Source organism: Asanoa hainanensis, from assembly GCF_900188485.1.
GTDB classification, from domain to species: domain Bacteria; phylum Actinomycetota; class Actinomycetes; order Mycobacteriales; family Micromonosporaceae; genus Asanoa; species Asanoa hainanensis.
On the sequence record NZ_FZPH01000003.1, the window covers coordinates 626,417 to 642,602 of the forward strand.

A 16,186-nucleotide genomic window follows, 5' to 3' on the forward strand; every position below is an offset into this window, starting at 1 on the left:
CCGTGCGTACGGCTGGATCTACAACCTTGGTGTTGGCGTCTGCGAGCCCCGCCCGGCGGGCGTTGCTCAACTCGGCTGGGATCGACGTGGAAGTGGTGGTCAGCGGGGTCGACGAAAGCGCCGTTCAGGAGCCCACGGCTCAAGAGCTCTGTCAGACCCTCGCAAGACTGAAGGCGACCGAAGTCGCTCGGCGACTCGGAACCGAGGGCATCGTGGTCAGTCCCGGCGGACGGCTTCTGGTGCTCGGGTGCGACTCCGTGCTCGAGTTCGACGGGCAGGTGCTCGGTAAGCCGGCCGATGCCGACGACGCGGTGCAGCGGTGGCGGAACATGCGCGGGCGGACCGGGGTCCTGCACACCGGTCACTACCTGATCGATCTCGCCGGCGTGACCGTCGGCGCTGTCGGGTCGACCACCGTCGAGTTCGCTGAGCTCACTGACGAGGAGATCGCCGCTTACGTTGGGACCGGTGAGCCCTTGCACGTCGCCGGGGCGTTCACCATCGACGGGCTTGGTGGGCCGTTTGTCGAGCGGATCGAGGGTGACCACGGGAACGTGGTCGGGTTGAGCCTGCCGCTGCTACGCCACCTGCTCGACGATCTCGGTGTGCGGCTCACCGATCTTTGGAAGAGCTAGCGACCGCGCCAGCCAGACCGTCAGGCCTACCGCGGCCGCGATGAAGGCCGGCAGCACCAGGAACGCCTCGTGGGTTCCTGATCTGTCGGCCAGCGCGCCCAGAAGCACGGGGGCCACGCCGAAGCCCAGCGCTACCGGGTAGCTGGTCAGGCCCGCCGCTCGGTCTGCCTGGCCCGGGGCGGCGGCCAGGGCCAGGGAGATCACCAGCGGGTACTGGACGGCTATCCCAAGGCCCACCACGAACAGGCCCCCAACCGCCAGCCAGGGCACGGTGCCCACCCAGAACAGGGCGAAGCCCGCCAGCGTCACGCCCAGCGACAGCAGCAGCAGGCGGATCGTCGGCACGTGCAGCGCTACCCGGCCCGCGGCCAGGCGGCCCACGAACATGCCGGCCAGCACCGCCGCGAAGCCCGCCGCGGCCGGGCCCGAGGACATGCCGGCGTGGGTGCGCAGCACGTCGACCGCCCACAGCGAGAAGCAGACCTCGATCGACGAGGTGGCGGCGAGCAGGACGAGGGTGATCCAGTACGGCCTGGGTAGGCGGCGGTCCGAGGCGACAACCGCAAACGCCTGCGCAGAGCGCACGGGGACGGGTACCCGCCAGAGCGACGTCAGCAGCAGGACGCCCAGGATAAGCAGCACCACCAGCGACAGGGCCGGTCGCCAGCCAAGGCCCGCCGCGACGAACGCTCCCACCACCAGCGGTGACACGACACCGGTGAAGGCAGCGGCCGCGTTCGCCTCGCTCAGGGCCGCCGGGGCGGCGGCGCCCTGGTGGTCGGAGAGGGCGGCGTTGACGCCGTTGACGATGAACGAGCCGAAGATCGAGGCCAGTACGGCCGCCCCGACCGTCAACGGCAGCGGGCGGGCCACCCACAGGACGCCGATCACCAGCGCCACGCCCACCAGGCCCGTCCAGATGGTGGCGCCGCGGCCGATCCGGCGGGACAGCGGCGAGAAGACGAAGCCCGCGATCAGCACGCCGACCGCGAGGCCCGTGCCGTGCAAACTGGCCAGCGCCGCGCTGACCCCCTGCTCGTCGCGGAGCAGCGGCACGACCGGGCCGAAGCCGTAGAGAAAGAAGCCCCAGACACCCAGCTGCGCATAGAGCAGGAGGGTCAGGCGGTCGTGGACGAGACGCGGCACGACCTCACGTTAGCTGGAGAACGCGCTCTCACAGATCGCCGGAAATCGGGGTGGCCTACATCTCAACCAACCGGCGGTGCCCGCGACCCCGTGGTCCGCGGGCACCCCGGAGATTCAGCGAACGCTGCGAGCGAACTCGCGCGCGGCCCACCAGACCGCCAGCACCGTCAGCACCGCGACGATCAAGAGGCCCTGCCAGACGCGGTCGTTGCCGATGTCGCCCGCGAACAGGGCGCGGGTGCCGTCGACCGCCCAAGAGAAGGGGTTCCACTTGGCCACGTCTTCGAGCCAGCCCGGGGCGAACTGCAGCGGTAGCAGGATGCCCGAGAGCAGCAGCACCGGCTGGGCGACGGTGTTCATCAGCGGCGCCAGGGCGTCTTCGCTCTTGACCGCCAGCGCGACGCCGTAGGAGACCGCCGAGGTCATCAGCGCGATCAGCGCCAGCATCAGGTAGGCCAGCAGCAGGTCGCCGATGAACACCCGCAGGTCGAAGAAGAGCGCCAGGATCGTGATGATGCCGGCCTGGGCGATCAGCGACACCACGTCGCGCAGCGACCGGCCGAGCAGCAGCGCGAAGCGGCTGACCGGGGTCACCCGGGACCGCTCGATCACACCCGCCCGTAGCTCGGCGATCAGCCCGAAGCCCTGGAACAGCCCACCGAAGATCGCCAGCAGGACCAACAGGCCGGGCACGAACACCCGGTAGGCCTCGGCGTCGCTGGTGACGCCCAGGGGTGACAACGCCGGCTTCAACAAGGGGGCAAAGAGCAATAGGTACATCACCGGCTGGAAGACACCGACGAAGACCCACACCGGGTTGCGGAGCAGCAGCTGCATCTGCCGCGCGAAGATCAGCCACGTGTCTCGGAGGAATTTCATGAGAGTCACTTCTCCCGCAGCGAACGGCCGGTCTTGGTCAGGAAGACGTCGTCGAGGCTCGGGCGGTGCAGCTCGATCGACTTGAGGGTGACGCCGTTGCGCTCGAGCTCGCGCAGCACCTGCGGCATCGCAGTGGCGCCGTCTTCGACGAACAGCCGCAGGCCGTCGCCGGTGTCGAGCTTTTCGAGCCGGGACACGAACGTGACGGAGTCGAGCAGGGTCGCGGCCTCCGCGGTCGCGCCGTTGAGCCCGACGGTGATCACGTCGTGGGAGATCTCGCGCTTGAGCGCGGCCGGCGTGCCCTCGGCGACCACCTCGCCGTTATCCATGATCGCGATGCGGTCGCAGAGCGCGTCGGCCTCTTCGAGGTAGTGGGTGGTGATGAAGACCGTCATGCCCTCGGTGCGTAGCCGGCGGATCTCGTCCCACATGTGTGCCCGGCTCTGCGGGTCGAGCCCGGTGGTCGGCTCGTCGAGGAAGACGACGCGCGGCTCGTGGATGATGCCCAGCGCGATGTCGACCCGACGCCGCTGGCCACCCGAGTAGGTCTTGCATTTGCGGTCGGCGTATTCCGACAGCTGGAAGGCGTCCAACGCACGAGCGGCACGCTCCAGAGCCACCGATTTGCCGATGCCATAGAGCCGCGCCTGGAGCACCAGCTCTTCACGCGCCGTCGAGTCGTCCCACGTGCTGCCGCCCTGCGCCACGTAGCCGATGCGGCGGCGCACCTCGCCCGGGTCGCGCATCAGGTCGACGCCCGCGACCGTGGCCGCACCACCGTCGGGAACGATCAGCGTGGCGAGCATGCGCAGCGTGGTGGTCTTGCCCGCGCCGTTGGGGCCGAGGAACCCGAAGATCTCACCCTCGTCGACGCGCAGGTCGACGCCGCGCACGGCCTCGACCGTCTTCTTCTCTCTGCCCTGGCGGGAGCGGAACGACTTCCGCAGCCCGCTGGTCTCGATGATCACGAAACACCCCCGGATCGACTGATGTCACCGGGGACTCTAACGCGATATAACTCGACTGGTCAACGTTGAGTATTGCTTGACCTTTCGAGATATTCGGCGAACTCCGGAGACTCACGGAGGGTATCGGGGGTGTATGACACTCCTGAGTCGATCAGGTCGGCGATGCGCTCACACCAGTCGATCTCGCCGGCCATCCGCGCGATGCTGAGCTCGAACATCCACGCGACGTGCGTCGGCTTGAGCTCACTGATCCACCGCGACTCCAGCGAGGCCTTCATGCCGTCGACCGTCGCTCGCAGCACGGTCGCCCGGTGCCGCAACGCGGACGTGGCCTCGGAGCGCGGCAGAGAAGGAAGAAAGGAAAGAGCGGCGAAGAAGGGGTCCGTCGGCGGAGCGGCATTCCACCACAGATCGCGCAACAACGTCTCGAACTCAGCCAGACCCTTGGACGTGATCTCGTACGACGTGCGGGCCGGTCGCCCACCCACCTGGTCGGTCCCGACCTCGCGCAGCATCGACTCCTCGGTCAGCTTGCGCAGGCCGTGATAGATCGATCCAGGTTGTACGTTCGCCCACCGGTCGGCACCCCAACTCAGCAGCTCACGCCGCACGTCGTAGCCGTGGACGGGCTGCATCAACCGCACCGCGCCGAGGATCATCATCCGGGTAGCCGACACGTGACAAGCGTTGCACATCCCACAGCTACTCCTAGGTAAGTTGATCATCCGCGCCGATACACTCCCGAATATGCGCAAGGTTCTGATCGCCAACCGCGGGGAGATCGCGGTGCGGGTCATCCGCGCCTGCCGGGACGCCGGGTTGGGCAGCGTGGCCGTGTACGCCGACTCCGACCGGGACGCCCCACACGCGGTGCTCGCCGACGAGGCCTACGCGCTCAAAGGCGAGACGGCCACGGACACGTACCTGCGCATCGACAAGCTGATCGAGGTCGCGACCCAGTCAGGCGCCGACGCCGTACACCCCGGCTATGGCTTTTTGTCGGAAAACGCGGACTTCGCGACCGCGGTGATCGAGGCGGGCCTGACCTGGATCGGCCCCTCCCCGCAGGCGATCCGCGACCTGGGCGACAAGGTCACCGCCCGGCACATCGCCCAACGCGCCGGCGCTCCCCTCGTCCCCGGCACCCCCGACCCGGTCAAGGGCCCCGACGAGGTCATCGACTTCGCCAATAAGAACGGCCTCCCCATCGCGATCAAGGCAGCCTTCGGCGGCGGCGGACGCGGCCTCAAGGTCGCCCGCACGATCGAGGAGATCCCAGCACTGTTCGAGAGCGCCACCCGCGAGGCGGTCGCGGCGTTCGGCCGGGGCGAGTGCTTCGTGGAGCGCTACCTGGACCACCCCCGGCACGTCGAGGCGCAGGTGCTCGCCGACCGGCACGGCAACGTGGTCGTCGTCGGCACCCGGGACTGCTCCCTGCAGCGCCGCCACCAGAAGCTCGTCGAGGAGGCGCCCGCGCCGTTCCTGACCGACGACCAGCGCAAGCAGATCCACGAGAGCGCCAAGGCGATCTGCCGCGAGGCCGCGTACGAGGGTGCCGGCACCGTGGAATACCTGGTCGGCGCCGACGGCACGATCTCCTTCCTGGAGGTCAACACCCGGCTCCAGGTCGAGCACCCGGTTTCCGAGGAGACCTCCGGCATCGACCTGGTCCGCGAGCAGTTCCGGATCGCGGCCGGCGAGCCACTGCGACACACCGAGGACCCGACGCCGCGCGGCCACTCGTTCGAGTTCCGGATCAACGGCGAGGACCCGGGCCGCAACTTCCTGCCCGCCCCCGGCGTCGTGACGAAGCTGCGGATGCCCAGCGGCCCCGGCGTCCGTGTCGACGCGGGCATCACCGAGGGTGACGTCATCGGCGGCAACTTCGACTCGCTGCTCGCCAAGGTCATCGTCAGCGGCGAGACCCGCACCGAGGCGCTCGAACGGGCCCGGCGCGCGCTCGACGAGATGGTCGTCGAGGGGATGGCCACGGCGTTGCCGTTCCACCGGCTGGTGGTGCGCGACGACGCCTTCACCGAGGAGCCGTTCCGCGTACACACGCGGTGGATCGAGACCGAATGGTCCAACACCGTGGAGCCCTTCACCGCCGCCGCTTCGGCTGCGCCGGCGGCGGAACGCGAGACCGTCGTGGTCGAGGTCGGCGGAAAGCGGCTGGAGGTCAGTCTTCCCGCGGGCTTTTCCCAGGGTACGAACGCCAACTCGGGCAGCGCTCCAAATGTGCGCTCGGGTCGGCGGGCGGCGACCCGCGGCGGCGCCGGCGCGGCGGGTGGCGACAGCCTGAACTCGCCCATGCAGGGCACGATCGTCAAGGTCGCGGTGGCCGACGGTGACGAGGTGGCCGAGGGCGATCTGATCGTCGTGCTCGAGGCGATGAAGATGGAGCAGCCGATCAACGCGCACAAGGCGGGTACGGTGTCGGGGCTCGAGGCGACGGTCGGCGCGACGGTGACCGCCGGCGCCCCGATCTGCACGATCGCTTAGCGAGCCCACGTACCAGCAGGAAAGATGTTCGGGTGAGATTTCTCGACGGCAACGTGCCCAGCCACGACCTGACGTACAGCGACGTCTTCATGACGCCAAACCGGTCGGAGCTGGTGTCCCGGCTCGACGTCGATCTGTCGACGAACGACGGCAGCGGCACCACGATCCCGCTCGTCGTCGCCAACATGACCGCGGTCGCCGGCCGCCGGATGGCCGAGACGGTGTCGCGGCGCGGCGGCATGGTGGTGATCCCGCAGGACATCCCGATCGACGTGGTGGCCGACGTGGTCGCCTGGGTCAAGCAGCGGCACCTGGTGCACGACACCGCGATCGCGCTCGGCCCGACCGACACCGTCGGTGACGCCATCCACCTGCTGCCCAAGCGCGCACACGGCGCGGTCGTGGTGGTCGACGACGAGCAGCGCCCGGTCGGCGTGGTCACCGAGGCGGACCTGGTCGGCGTCGACCGCTTCGCGCAGGTGCGGCACGTGATGTCCACCGAGCTGCTGACCGTGCCGGCCGAGGCCGACCCGCGCCGCGGTTTCGACGCGCTCCACGCCAACCGGCGCCGGATCGCGCCCGTGGTCGACGTCGAGGGCCGCCTGGTCGGCGTGCTGACCCGGGCGGCGGCGCTGCGCGCCACCCTGTACCGGCCCGCGCTGGACGCGAAGGGCCGCCTGCGGATCGCGGCCGCGATCGGCATCAACGGCGACGTGGCCGGCAAGGCTTCGGCGTTGCTGGAGGCGGGTGTCGACACGCTGGTGGTGGACACGGCGCACGGGCACCAGGAACGGATGCTGAGGGCGCTGCGATCGGTCCGGGCGCTGGACCCGGGCGTGCCGATCGTGGCCGGCAACGTGGTGACCGCGGATGGCGTGCGGGACCTGGTCGACGCGGGCGCGGACATCATCAAGGTCGGCGTCGGGCCGGGCGCGATGTGCACGACCCGGATGATGACCGGGGTCGGCCGGCCACAGTTCTCGGCGGTGCTCGACTGCGCGGCGGCGGCCCGTTCGCTGGGGCGGCACGTCTGGGCCGACGGCGGCGTACGCCATCCTCGTGACGTGGCGCTCGCGCTGGCCGCGGGCGCCGCCAACGTGATGATCGGGTCGTGGTTCGCGGGCACTTACGAGTCGCCCGGGGATCTGTATACCGACCCGGACGGGCGGCGCTACAAGGAGAGCTTCGGCATGGCGTCGGCCCGCGCGGTCAGCGCCCGCACGGCCGACGACAGCCCGTTCGACCGGGCCCGCAAGGCGGTGTTCGAGGAGGGCATCTCCTCGGCCCGGATGTATCTCGACCCGGCGCGTCCGGGTGTCGAGGACCTGATCGACGAGATCGTGGCCGGGGTCCGGAGCGCGTTCACCTACGCCGGCGCGGCCTCGATCCCGGAGTTCCACGAGCGAGCGATCGTCGGCGTCCAATCGACGGCGGGCTACGCCGAGGGCAAGCCCCTACCGACAAGCTGGTAGCGGCTCGCGGCAGGTCACCTGTGCCCAGGGCGGGCTTTAGCCCGGCGCGAACAGCGGGCGGATCACCTGGCGGGCTGCCTCTTCCGGGTCGCCGCCGAGGTCCGCCGGCAAGGCACCGCTGACCCACAGGGTCGCGAAGCCGTGCACGATCGACCAGGCGGACAGGCCGGCGATCCGGGCGTCGGCACCGCGCCGCTGTGGCGCCTCGACGGTGGCCACGGCGCTGCGGAGGGCACCTGAGGCCCGATCCTGGGCCGCGAGCAGCTCCGGGTCGGTGCGGTTGAGCAGATCGGGCTGGAACATCACCGAGAAGTGCGCACGGTGCGCGACGGCGAAGCGCACGTAGCCCACGCCGGCGTCGAGCACGCCGCCGCCGGCCGCCCTGGTCCGGTCGAGCTCGTCGGCGAGCAGCCCGAAGCCCTCCGCCGCGAGCGCGGTGAGCAGCCCGGCCTTGTCGCCGAAGTGGTGTGCGGGCGCGGCGTGCGAGACCCCGGCCCGGCGGGCCAGGTCGCGCAGGCTCAACGCGGCCGGCCCGCTTTCGGTGATCGCCTCGGCCGCCGCGGCCAGCAGGGTCCGTCGTAGGTCGCCGTGGTGGTACGGCCGCGTATCTCTCATGAACACACTCTAACTTGCCACTGACAAGTTCGGCTGCTAACTTGACACCGACAAGATTGGAGTGTCGCCATGATGCCTCTCGTTTTCCTCGCCATCGGCTTCGTCCTCGCCCGCCTCACCGGCCTCGCCGGAGTCGACGCCCTCGACGGCTGGCAGCCGGCGCTGCGGGTCGGCCTGGCCCTCATGTTCGTGGTCACGGGCCTGGCCCACTTCGCACCGCGAATGCGGGCCGGCATGATCGCGATGGTCCCGCCCCGACTCCCCCGTCCGGACCTCCTGGTCACCGTGACGGGCGTGCTGGCGCTGGCCGGCGCGATCGGCCTACTGATCCCAGCGACCGCCCGCCTGGCCGCGGGGGCCTTGGCCCTGCTGATGATCGCGATGTTCCCGGCCAACGTCTCGGCGGCCCGCCGCAAACTGTCGCTGGGCGGCCGCCCAGTCCCGTCGATAGGACCCCGCACCGCCCTCCAACTGCTCTGGGTAGGCCTAGCCACCGCACTCGCCTTCGCGGCGTGATGATCTCCCCTTGCTCTGCACCCATATACGCAACACCCCTGGCGCGGGGTGGTGCGTATATGGGTGCAGAGCAAAGCGGGTGTGCAGAGCACCCGGCCGACCCGGCGGGAAAGCAGGACGCGAGGGCTGCAGGCCGACCGCCAAGGCCGCACGGAGGCACGCGGGACGCGGGCGCGGCGCACGGGCGCACGCGGCACACGCCCGAGCCAGCGCCCCGACGGCCCGGACGCCGGGCAGGGGAACGGCCGTGCGGGAACGAGGTGTCAGGAGGTGGCCGGTGCCCGATCATCGGGGCGGGCGCGATGATCCGCAGATGCAACACGCGCCACAGCTATCGCCCGTTCGATCACCGGTAGGCTTGCCGAAGGTGTGCCGGGAAGGCTGGTCGGCGATGCCGTCGCCGACCGTTGGGGGAGCCTCTGTGGCTGACAAGAAGCCAGCCGGCCGCCTGTTCGCTCGCGGCAGTCTCGTCGAGACGACGCGCGTCGCCGAGATTCTGCGCACCGAGACCGCTGGTGGGTTGTTGCTCGTCGGTGCGGCGGTGGTCGCTCTGGTCTGGGCGAACTCACCCTGGTCCGGCACGTACGAGACGATCTCGGACGCCACCTTCGGGCCGGCCGCGCTCCACCTCGACCTGAGTGCCGCCGCGTGGGCGGCCGACGGGCTGTTGGCCATCTTCTTCTTCGTCGCCGGGCTGGAGCTCAAGCGCGAGTTCGTCGCCGGTGATCTGCGTGACCCGCGCCGGGCGGCACTGCCGGTCGCCGCCGCGGTCGGCGGGATGATCGCGCCAGCGATCATCTACCTCGCGGTCAACGCCACCATGGCCGACGGTGCTCCGCGCGGGTGGGCGATACCCACGGCGACCGACATCGCCTTCGCGCTGGCCGTGCTCGGTCTGATCAACACGCACCTGCCGGCGGCTCTGCGGACCTTCCTGCTCACCTTGGCCGTGGTCGACGACCTGCTGGCCATCACGATCATCGCGGTGTTCTACACGAGCAGCCTGCACGCCGTGCCGCTGCTGCTCGCGTTGCTGCCGATCGCGGCGTTCGGCGTGCTGGTGCAGCGCCGCGTCAGATCGTGGTGGCTGCTGCTCCCGCTCGCCGTCACCGCGTGGGCGCTGGTGCACGCGTCCGGCGTGCACGCGACCGTCGCCGGCGTGTTGCTGGCCTTCACCGTGCCCGTGCGGCGCAAGGACGAAAGCGACGGGCCCGGGCTCGCCGAGCACTTCGAGCATCGCTGGCGCCCCTTGTCCGCAGGCATCGCGGTGCCGCTGTTCGCCTTCTTCGCGGCCGGTGTCACGGTGGCGGCCGCGAACGTCGGCGCGCCCGTGACCATCGGCATCGTCGCCGGGCTGGTCGCCGGCAAGACGATCGGGGTGCTCGCGTCGACCTGGCTCGTGCAGCGCTTCACCCGGGCCGAGCTTGCCAAGGGCCTGTCCTGGTGGGATGTGCTCGGCCTGTCGATGCTGGCCGGCGTCGGCTTCACCGTCTCGCTGCTGATCGGTGAGCTCGCGTTCGGCGCCGGCACCGACCGGGACGCCGACGCGAAGCTCGGCATCCTGATCGGGTCGGTGCTGGCCGCGGCCGCCGCGACCGTGCTGCTGCGGGTGCGCAACCGCCACTACCGCGAGCTCGTCGAAGAGGAGAGCCGCGACGAGGACGCCGACGGCATCCCCGACGTCTATCAGCGCGGGGACTGACCGGCGGCGGCGATCAGGCGCAGCGCGTCCGCCGCCGGCATGGGCGGGAGCTCACGGCCGCCGCGTTCGCGCAGCGCCACCTCGCCTGACGAAGCCTCTCGCGCCCCGATCACCGCCACGTACGGGACCTTCAGCGCCGCCGCGTCGCGTACCCGGGCGCCCAGGGAACCGCCTTCGGCCGCGACGTCGGCGCGCAGCCCGGCCGAGACGGCGGCGGCCGCGAAGGACGAGGCAGCCGAGGCCGCGTCGGCCGACACCGGCAGGACCCGCAGTTGCAGCGGCGCGTACCAGACCGGGAAGGCTCCCGCGTGCGCCTCGATCAGGTAGCCGAAGAGCCGCTCCATGCTGCCGACCAGGCTGCGGTGGATCAGCACCGGCCGTGCACGGGCACCGCCGGCATCCACATAAGACAGGTCGAAGCGCTCCGGTTTGTCGAAGTCGAGCTGCACGGTCGACAGGGTCCAATCCCGGCCGGCCGCGTCCGCCACCTGGATGTCGATCTTCGGCCCGTAGAAGGCAGCCTCCCCTGGGGCCTCGACATAGGGCCGGTCGCCGAGCGCCGAGCGCAACAACGACTCGGCCAGCTCCCACGACGACGAAGAGCCGATGTACTTCGAGCCCGGCCCGCGCAGCGCCAGCCGCAGGCCGCTGACCTGGACACCGAGCGCGGCATGCGCCACGTCCACCAGCCGGAGCACCGACGCCACCTCGGCACCCACGTCGGCCAGGGCGCAGAAGATATGCGCGTCGTTGAGGTGGATCGCGCGGACCCGGCTCAGCCCGCCGAGCACCCCGGACCGCTCGCTGCGGTACATGCCACCGATCTCGGCGACCCGCAACGGCAGCTCCCGGTACGACCGCCCGCGCGCGAGATAGACCAGGCAGTGATGTGGACACAGCGCCGGCCGCAGGAAGAGCTCATCGTCGTCGGAGACTCGCATCGGCGGGAACATGTCGTCCTCGAAATACCCGAGGTGCCCGGACAGCTCGAACAGCTCGCGCCGGCCCAACGGTGGTGAGTAGACGTGCTGGTAGCCGTTGCGCCGCTCCAGGTCACGCAGGTATTCCTCGACGGCGTGCCGGGCGGTGGCACCGGCCGGCAGCCAGATCGGCAGGCCCGCGCCGGAACGCGGGTCGGAGTGGAAGATCCCGAGCTCACGCCCGAGCTTGCGATGGTCGATCATTGTGCGCTCCTGACGGAAAGGGCGGCGACCCCGTCGGCGAGCAGCGAAAAGCCCCGAGCGGAGTCGCCCGGGGCTGGATCGATGACGGTAGGGTCAGCGCAGCACGCCGGGACATCCCGGCGTCGTCGTGCGTGCAGGCCCAACCATGCCGCCAGGCTAGCGAGCCGGCCGCCCGGGCCGCATCCCAATAAGACCCCCGAGGAATGGCATGCGTACGAAGCCGGAGCTGACCGCGGCGATCCGCGCGGCACGCCGGGCCGTGCTCCTGGTCAACGCCCACTCCCGCCGCGGTCGGCGGCTCTACCCGGAGGTGCTTCGCCGCGTCGAGGCGGCCGGCTTCGACCTGCTCGGCCGGTTCCCTGTCGAGGACCCGCGCGAACTGCGCAGCAGCCTCGAGTCGGCCACCGAGCTCGGCCCCGACGTGCTGATCGTCGGTGGCGGCGACGGCACGATCGGCGCCGCCGCGCGGCATCTGGCACACCGCGACGTCGCGCTCGGGCTGCTGCCGCTCGGCACGACCAACAACTTCGCCCGTACGCTCGGCATCCCGCTCGATCTGGACGCGTCGGTGGGGATCCTGACCGGTGGCAAGGTGATCGACGTCGACCTCGGGCTGGCCGGCGAGATGCCGTTCGCCAACCACGTCGGTGTCGGGATGTCCGCGGAGATCTTCGCGACCGCACCGCCCCGGTTGAAGAAGGTGGTCGGTCGGCTCGCCTATCCGGCGACCGCGCTGGCGCTGCTGACCCGGCACCGGCCGATGCGGGTCACGGTGCGGGCCGACGGGCGCTCGCACGAGTACGTGACGCACCAGCTCTACGTCGCCAACGGCGGGTTTCACGCCGGCCGCCCGATCACCGCGGATGCCGACGCCGACGATCGGCTGCTGGTCGCGTACCCCGTCGGCGATGCCAACCGCGTGCGGCTCCTGCGGGAGACGGCGCGCAACGCGGCGACCGGCCATCTGCGCTCCCACGGCGAGGAGCCGTTCCTGGCCACCGACGAGATCTGGCTGGAGACCGACCGGCCGGTGCCGATCGAGGTCGACGGCGAGCCGCGGGGCTACACACCGCTGCGGATCGGCCTGGCGCCCAACGCGTTGCGGGTGATGGCCGCGCAGGACGCGATCGACCGATAGCTCAGCGGCGCCGGGTGATCTTGACTTCGACCGCCTGGCCGGTGTTCGGCGGGCCGGCGTAGACGCCCTTGAGCGGTGGCACGTCGCCGTACTCCCGGCCGCGGCCGACGATGACGTGCCGTTCGCCGATCGCGACACCGTTCGTCGGGTCGAAGCCGCTCCACCGGCCCGCCCACCACTCCACCCAGGCGTGGCTCTGGCCGACCACCGTCTCGCCGACCGGCGCGTCCGGCGTCGGATGCAGGTAGCCGGACACGTACCGGGCCGGCACGCCCATCGCCCGCAGCAGCCCGACGGTCAGGTGGCTGAGGTCCTGGCAGACCCCGCTGCGCTGGCGCCAGGCCTGCACGGCGTCGGTCTGCACCCCGGTCGAACCGGCCACGTACGCGACCTCGGTGTGCACCCGCTCGCACGCGGCCAGGGCGGCGGCGTGCGGAGTGCGGTGCGCGCCGCGAAGCTCCTCGGCCAGCGCGGTCAGCTCTTCGTCGAGCGCGGTCCGCGGAGTCGGCAGCAGCAGCTCGTGCCAACGGTCGACAGTGTCAGACAAGGCCAGGTCGGCCCAGGTCGCCGGGGCCAGCAGGTCGCCCGGCGGCAGCGTCTCGACCGTGGCCGACGCGGTGACCGCCAACCGCTCGTGCGGGGTGTGCACGTCGAACGCCGTCACCACCGTGCCCCAGTAGTCCGCATAGCGATACGTGCTGGCCGCCGGCCACACCGCGACCCGGGCGTCGAGCACCGCCTGGTGCGGCTCGTCGCGGGGCGTCATCCGGGCCTCGTTGTAGGACGCGCCGACCCGGCCGTCGTAGCTGAACCCGGTCTCGTGCTGGATCTCCAGCCGCCAGCTGTTCACGCCACCGCCTCCGACACCCACATCACCGCGGAGGTCGCCCGGAAGTAGCGGCGGGACACCGCGTCGTTGACCTGCGAGCAGGTGCGTTCCAGCCCGGCCAGCACGCCGGCCAGGTCGTCGAGCAGCTCGTCGGCGCCGCGGAACTCGAGGTTCGTGCGGGATCGGCCGACGATCCGCTGTGCGTCGGTGGCGACGCCGGCCCGCCCCGGGCCCGGTGCAAGCTCGGCGAGGCAGGACTCGGCGGTGGACAGCGCCGCGAACACCGAGCGCGGGAAGAGCCGGTCCAGCAGCAGGAACTCGGCAGCGTGCCGGTCGTCCAGCGAGCCGCGATAGGTGCGCAGGAACGTCTCCCAGGCGCCGCACGAGCGCAGCAGGGTGAGCCAGGACGGGATCGAGCCGCCGGCCCGGGCGTGGGTGGACAGCAGCCGCGCCGACATGTCGACCCGTTCGACGCTGCGCCCGAGCACCAGGAACAGCCAGCCCTCGTCCCGGCTCATCGTCGCGTCGGCCAGGCCGGCCAGCACCGCGCAGCGTTCCCGCACCCAGCCGAAGAAGGCGTGCACGCCCTGCTGTTCGACCCGCGCCCGGGCGTCGGGCAGGCCGAGCCAGGTGGCGTTGAGGCACTCCCACATCTCCGACGAGACCGTCTCCCGGGCACCGCGGGCGTTCTCGCGGGCGGCGGCCAGGGCGCCGATCACCGAGCTCGGGTTGCCGCTGTCGAGCCCGAGCAGCGTGACGACCCGGCCCGCCGACAGCGGCATGTCGTCCGAGGTGGGAGCACCCATCACGGACAGCAGGGAGCGGCAGGCAGCGTCCTCCGCCACCCACGGGTCCGCCAGCATCTGGTGCAGGTGCACGTCGAGGATGCGGGCGGTGTCCTCGGCCCGCTCGACGTAGCGGCCGATCCAGTAGAGCGACTCGGCGATCCGGCTCAGCACGACGCACCACCCTGCTGTTGTTGTTGCTGCTGCTGGCTCGAGGTGGCGCCCGGGCCCGGGTCCGGTCGCGGTGCCGGCGAGGCGTGCGGCGCGGCGGGCCGGGGCTCCGGCGCGGGTTCGGCCGGCCCCAGCGGCGCCGCCAGCACCCAGGTGTCCTTGGATCCGCCGCCCTGGCTGGAGTTGACGACCAACGCTCCCTCGGGCAACGCGACCCGGGTGAGCCCGCCGGGCAGCACCGAGATCCGGGTGCCGTCGTTGACGGCGAATGGCCGCAGGTCGACGTGCCGCGGCCGGAGCCGGTTGCCGATCAGGGTGGGCACCATCGACAGCTTCACCTCGCGTTGCGCGATCCAGCCGCGCGGGTCGCGGCTAAGCCGGGCCCGCACCTCGGCGAGCTCGGCGTCGGTGGCCTGCGAGCCGATCACGATGCCGGCACCGCCCGAGCCGTCGACCGGCTTGAGCACGAGGGTGTCGAGCCGGTCGAGGACGTGGGCCAGCACGTCGGGGTCGGCCAGCCGATAGGTCTCGACGTTGGGCAGCACCGGATCCTCGCCGAGATAGAACCGGATCAGATCGGGGACGTACGTGTAGAGCAGCTTGTCGTCGGCGACCCCGTTGCCGACCGCGTTGGCGATCGTCACCTGCCCGGCCCGGGCGGCGTTGAGCAGCCCGGCCACGCCGAGGATCGAGTCGGTGCGGAACTGCACCGGGTCGAGGAACTCGTCGTCGATCCGCCGGTAGATGACGTCGACCCGCTGCTCGCCGGCCGTCGTGCGCATGGCCACCTGGTTGCCCGCGCAGATCAGGTCGCGCCCTTCGACGAGCTCGACGCCCATCTCCCGGGCCAGCAACGCGTGCTCGAAGTACGCGGAGTTGTGCACGCCCGGCGTGAGCACCACCACGGTCGGCTCGTCGCCGGCGCCCGCCGGGGCCGCGGCCCGCAGGGCGCCGAGGAGCTGGCTGGGGTACGACTCGACGGGCCGGATCCGGGTCGACGCGAACACCTCGGGCAACACGTGGCTCATCGCGCGCCGGTTCTCGATGACATAGCTGACCCCGGACGGCACCCGCACGTTGTCTTCCAGCACCCGGAAGACGCCTGCCTCGTCGCGCACCAGGTCGACGCCGGCGACGTGCACCCGGACGCCGTTGTGCGGGACGATCCCGGCCGCCTCGCGGTGGAAGTGCGCGCTGGTCACCACGACCGAGCGCGGCACCACCCCGGCGGCCAGCACCTCGCCGGCGCCGTACACGTCGGAAAGGAACGCCTCCAGGGCCCGGATCCGTTGCGCGACACCGGTCTCGACCACCGACCACTCGGCGGCCGCGATGATCCGCGGCACGATGTCCAGCGGGAAGGGCCGTTCGATGCCTTTGAGCGCGAACGTGATGCCCTGGTCGAGAAAGGCCCGCGCGAGCACGTCGGCCCGCACGCCGAGGTCAGCGCTCGAAAGTGGCTGAAGGGTGGCGTGCAGCGACTCGTAGGTCTCGCGCGGCATGCCCGCCGTGGCGAACATCTCGTCCCAGCCCGGTCCGAGCCGATAGTTCTCGAACAGGTCCGCCATGCGCGCACGCTACGCCCCACTCGTTGCGAGTTCGTAACACGTGCGGGGGCCGTCGGCACGGGACCTGCCGACGGCC

General features: G+C 71.2%; 14 protein-coding genes and 1 pseudogene. 6 read left to right on the plus strand and 9 right to left on the minus strand.

Going from position 1 to position 16,186, the window contains the following annotated elements; genetic code table 11:
- Positions 1 to 2 precede the first annotated feature (2 nt).
- Positions 3 to 635: a Maf family protein gene (locus tag CHC05_RS10500; protein WP_089247217.1), complete on the plus strand. Its 633-nt coding sequence runs from the start codon at positions 3 to 5 to the stop codon at positions 633 to 635.
- On the opposite strand, the gene CHC05_RS10505 is transcribed toward CHC05_RS10500, so the two are convergent.
- The 4 genes from CHC05_RS10505 to CHC05_RS10520 form a co-directional block, all read right to left on the minus strand.
- Positions 579 to 1,781 (minus strand): MFS transporter, encoded by a 1,203-nt coding sequence (locus tag CHC05_RS10505; RefSeq protein WP_089247219.1) that lies wholly within the window; start codon positions 1,779 to 1,781, stop codon positions 579 to 581. The two genes, CHC05_RS10500 and CHC05_RS10505, sit on opposite strands and share 57 nt — an antisense overlap.
- A 114-nt stretch (positions 1,782 to 1,895) precedes the next feature.
- The gene (locus CHC05_RS10510) at positions 1,896 to 2,660 is read right to left on the minus strand and encodes an ABC transporter permease (RefSeq protein WP_089247221.1); all 765 of its coding nucleotides are present in this window, start codon (positions 2,658 to 2,660) and stop codon (positions 1,896 to 1,898) included.
- Between the two features lie 5 nt (positions 2,661 to 2,665).
- Positions 2,666 to 3,625: an ATP-binding cassette domain-containing protein gene (locus tag CHC05_RS10515; protein ID WP_089247549.1), complete on the minus strand. Its 960-nt coding sequence runs from the start codon at positions 3,623 to 3,625 to the stop codon at positions 2,666 to 2,668.
- 62 nt (positions 3,626 to 3,687) lie between these two features.
- Positions 3,688 to 4,305: a PadR family transcriptional regulator gene (locus CHC05_RS10520; RefSeq protein WP_245870754.1), complete on the minus strand. Its 618-nt coding sequence runs from the start codon at positions 4,303 to 4,305 to the stop codon at positions 3,688 to 3,690.
- Between the two features lie 70 nt (positions 4,306 to 4,375).
- Here CHC05_RS10520 and CHC05_RS10525 point away from each other — a divergent pair, with 70 nt between their 5' ends.
- Both CHC05_RS10525 and CHC05_RS10530 read left to right on the plus strand, forming a co-directional pair.
- Entirely contained in the window at positions 4,376 to 6,130 is a 1,755-nt protein-coding gene (locus tag CHC05_RS10525; protein WP_089247225.1) for an acetyl/propionyl/methylcrotonyl-CoA carboxylase subunit alpha, read from the plus strand.
- 32 nt (positions 6,131 to 6,162) lie between these two features.
- On the plus strand, positions 6,163 to 7,602 hold the full coding sequence (locus CHC05_RS10530) for a GuaB1 family IMP dehydrogenase-related protein (RefSeq protein WP_089247227.1): 1,440 nt from the start codon (positions 6,163 to 6,165) through the stop codon (positions 7,600 to 7,602).
- A 36-nt stretch (positions 7,603 to 7,638) separates the two neighbouring features.
- On the opposite strand, the gene CHC05_RS10535 is transcribed toward CHC05_RS10530, so the two are convergent.
- A complete protein-coding gene (locus CHC05_RS10535) occupies positions 7,639 to 8,217 on the minus strand; it encodes a TetR/AcrR family transcriptional regulator (RefSeq protein ID WP_089247551.1) in 579 nt (192 codons plus the stop codon).
- A gap of 69 nt (positions 8,218 to 8,286) precedes the next feature.
- Here CHC05_RS10535 and CHC05_RS10540 point away from each other — a divergent pair, with 69 nt between their 5' ends.
- On the plus strand, positions 8,287 to 8,733 hold the full coding sequence (locus CHC05_RS10540) for a DoxX family protein (protein ID WP_089247229.1): 447 nt from the start codon (positions 8,287 to 8,289) through the stop codon (positions 8,731 to 8,733).
- A 391-nt stretch (positions 8,734 to 9,124) separates the two neighbouring features.
- Positions 9,125 to 10,435: a Na+/H+ antiporter NhaA gene (gene nhaA, locus CHC05_RS10545; RefSeq protein WP_089247231.1), complete on the plus strand. Its 1,311-nt coding sequence runs from the start codon at positions 9,125 to 9,127 to the stop codon at positions 10,433 to 10,435.
- On the opposite strand, the pseudogene thrS reads toward nhaA, so the two are convergent.
- Positions 10,420 to 11,622 (minus strand): annotated as a pseudogene (thrS, locus tag CHC05_RS10550) (threonine--tRNA ligase); the annotation flags it as partial. The gene nhaA and the pseudogene thrS overlap by 16 nt on opposite strands.
- 205 nt (positions 11,623 to 11,827) lie before the next feature.
- Here thrS and CHC05_RS10555 point away from each other — a divergent pair.
- The gene (locus tag CHC05_RS10555; RefSeq protein ID WP_089247235.1) at positions 11,828 to 12,757 is read left to right on the plus strand and encodes a diacylglycerol/lipid kinase family protein; all 930 of its coding nucleotides are present in this window, start codon (positions 11,828 to 11,830) and stop codon (positions 12,755 to 12,757) included.
- A gap of 1 nt (position 12,758) precedes the next feature.
- On the opposite strand, the gene CHC05_RS10560 is transcribed toward CHC05_RS10555, so the two are convergent.
- The 3 genes from CHC05_RS10560 to CHC05_RS10570 are packed head-to-tail and all read right to left on the minus strand — an operon-like array spanning position 12,759 to position 16,110.
- Positions 12,759 to 13,607: a transglutaminase family protein gene (locus tag CHC05_RS10560; RefSeq protein ID WP_089247553.1), complete on the minus strand. Its 849-nt coding sequence runs from the start codon at positions 13,605 to 13,607 to the stop codon at positions 12,759 to 12,761.
- A complete protein-coding gene (locus CHC05_RS10565; protein WP_089247237.1) occupies positions 13,604 to 14,545 on the minus strand; it encodes an alpha-E domain-containing protein in 942 nt (313 codons plus the stop codon). Before CHC05_RS10565 ends, CHC05_RS10560 begins: the two co-directional genes overlap by 4 nt.
- Complete coding sequence (locus tag CHC05_RS10570; RefSeq protein WP_089247239.1) at positions 14,539 to 16,110, minus strand: circularly permuted type 2 ATP-grasp protein; 1,572 nt, start codon at positions 16,108 to 16,110, stop codon at positions 14,539 to 14,541. Before CHC05_RS10570 ends, CHC05_RS10565 begins: the two co-directional genes overlap by 7 nt.
- Positions 16,111 to 16,186 lie beyond the last annotated feature (76 nt).

Excerpts from the sequence above, each read along its gene's own strand:
- CHC05_RS10510 (WP_089247221.1), bottom strand. The coding sequence starts at position 2,660 with ATGAAATTCCTCCGAGACACGTGGCTGATCTTCGCGCGGCAGATGCAG.
- CHC05_RS10525 (WP_089247225.1), top strand. The coding sequence starts at position 4,376 with ATGCGCAAGGTTCTGATCGCCAACCGCGGGGAGATCGCGGTGCGGGTC.
- CHC05_RS10535 (WP_089247551.1), bottom strand. The coding sequence starts at position 8,217 with ATGAGAGATACGCGGCCGTACCACCACGGCGACCTACGACGGACCCTG.
- CHC05_RS10540 (WP_089247229.1), top strand. The coding sequence starts at position 8,287 with ATGATGCCTCTCGTTTTCCTCGCCATCGGCTTCGTCCTCGCCCGCCTC.
- nhaA (WP_089247231.1), top strand. The coding sequence starts at position 9,125 with ATGCCGTCGCCGACCGTTGGGGGAGCCTCTGTGGCTGACAAGAAGCCA.
- CHC05_RS10555 (WP_089247235.1), top strand. The coding sequence starts at position 11,828 with ATGCGTACGAAGCCGGAGCTGACCGCGGCGATCCGCGCGGCACGCCGG.
- CHC05_RS10570 (WP_089247239.1), bottom strand. The coding sequence starts at position 16,110 with ATGGCGGACCTGTTCGAGAACTATCGGCTCGGACCGGGCTGGGACGAG.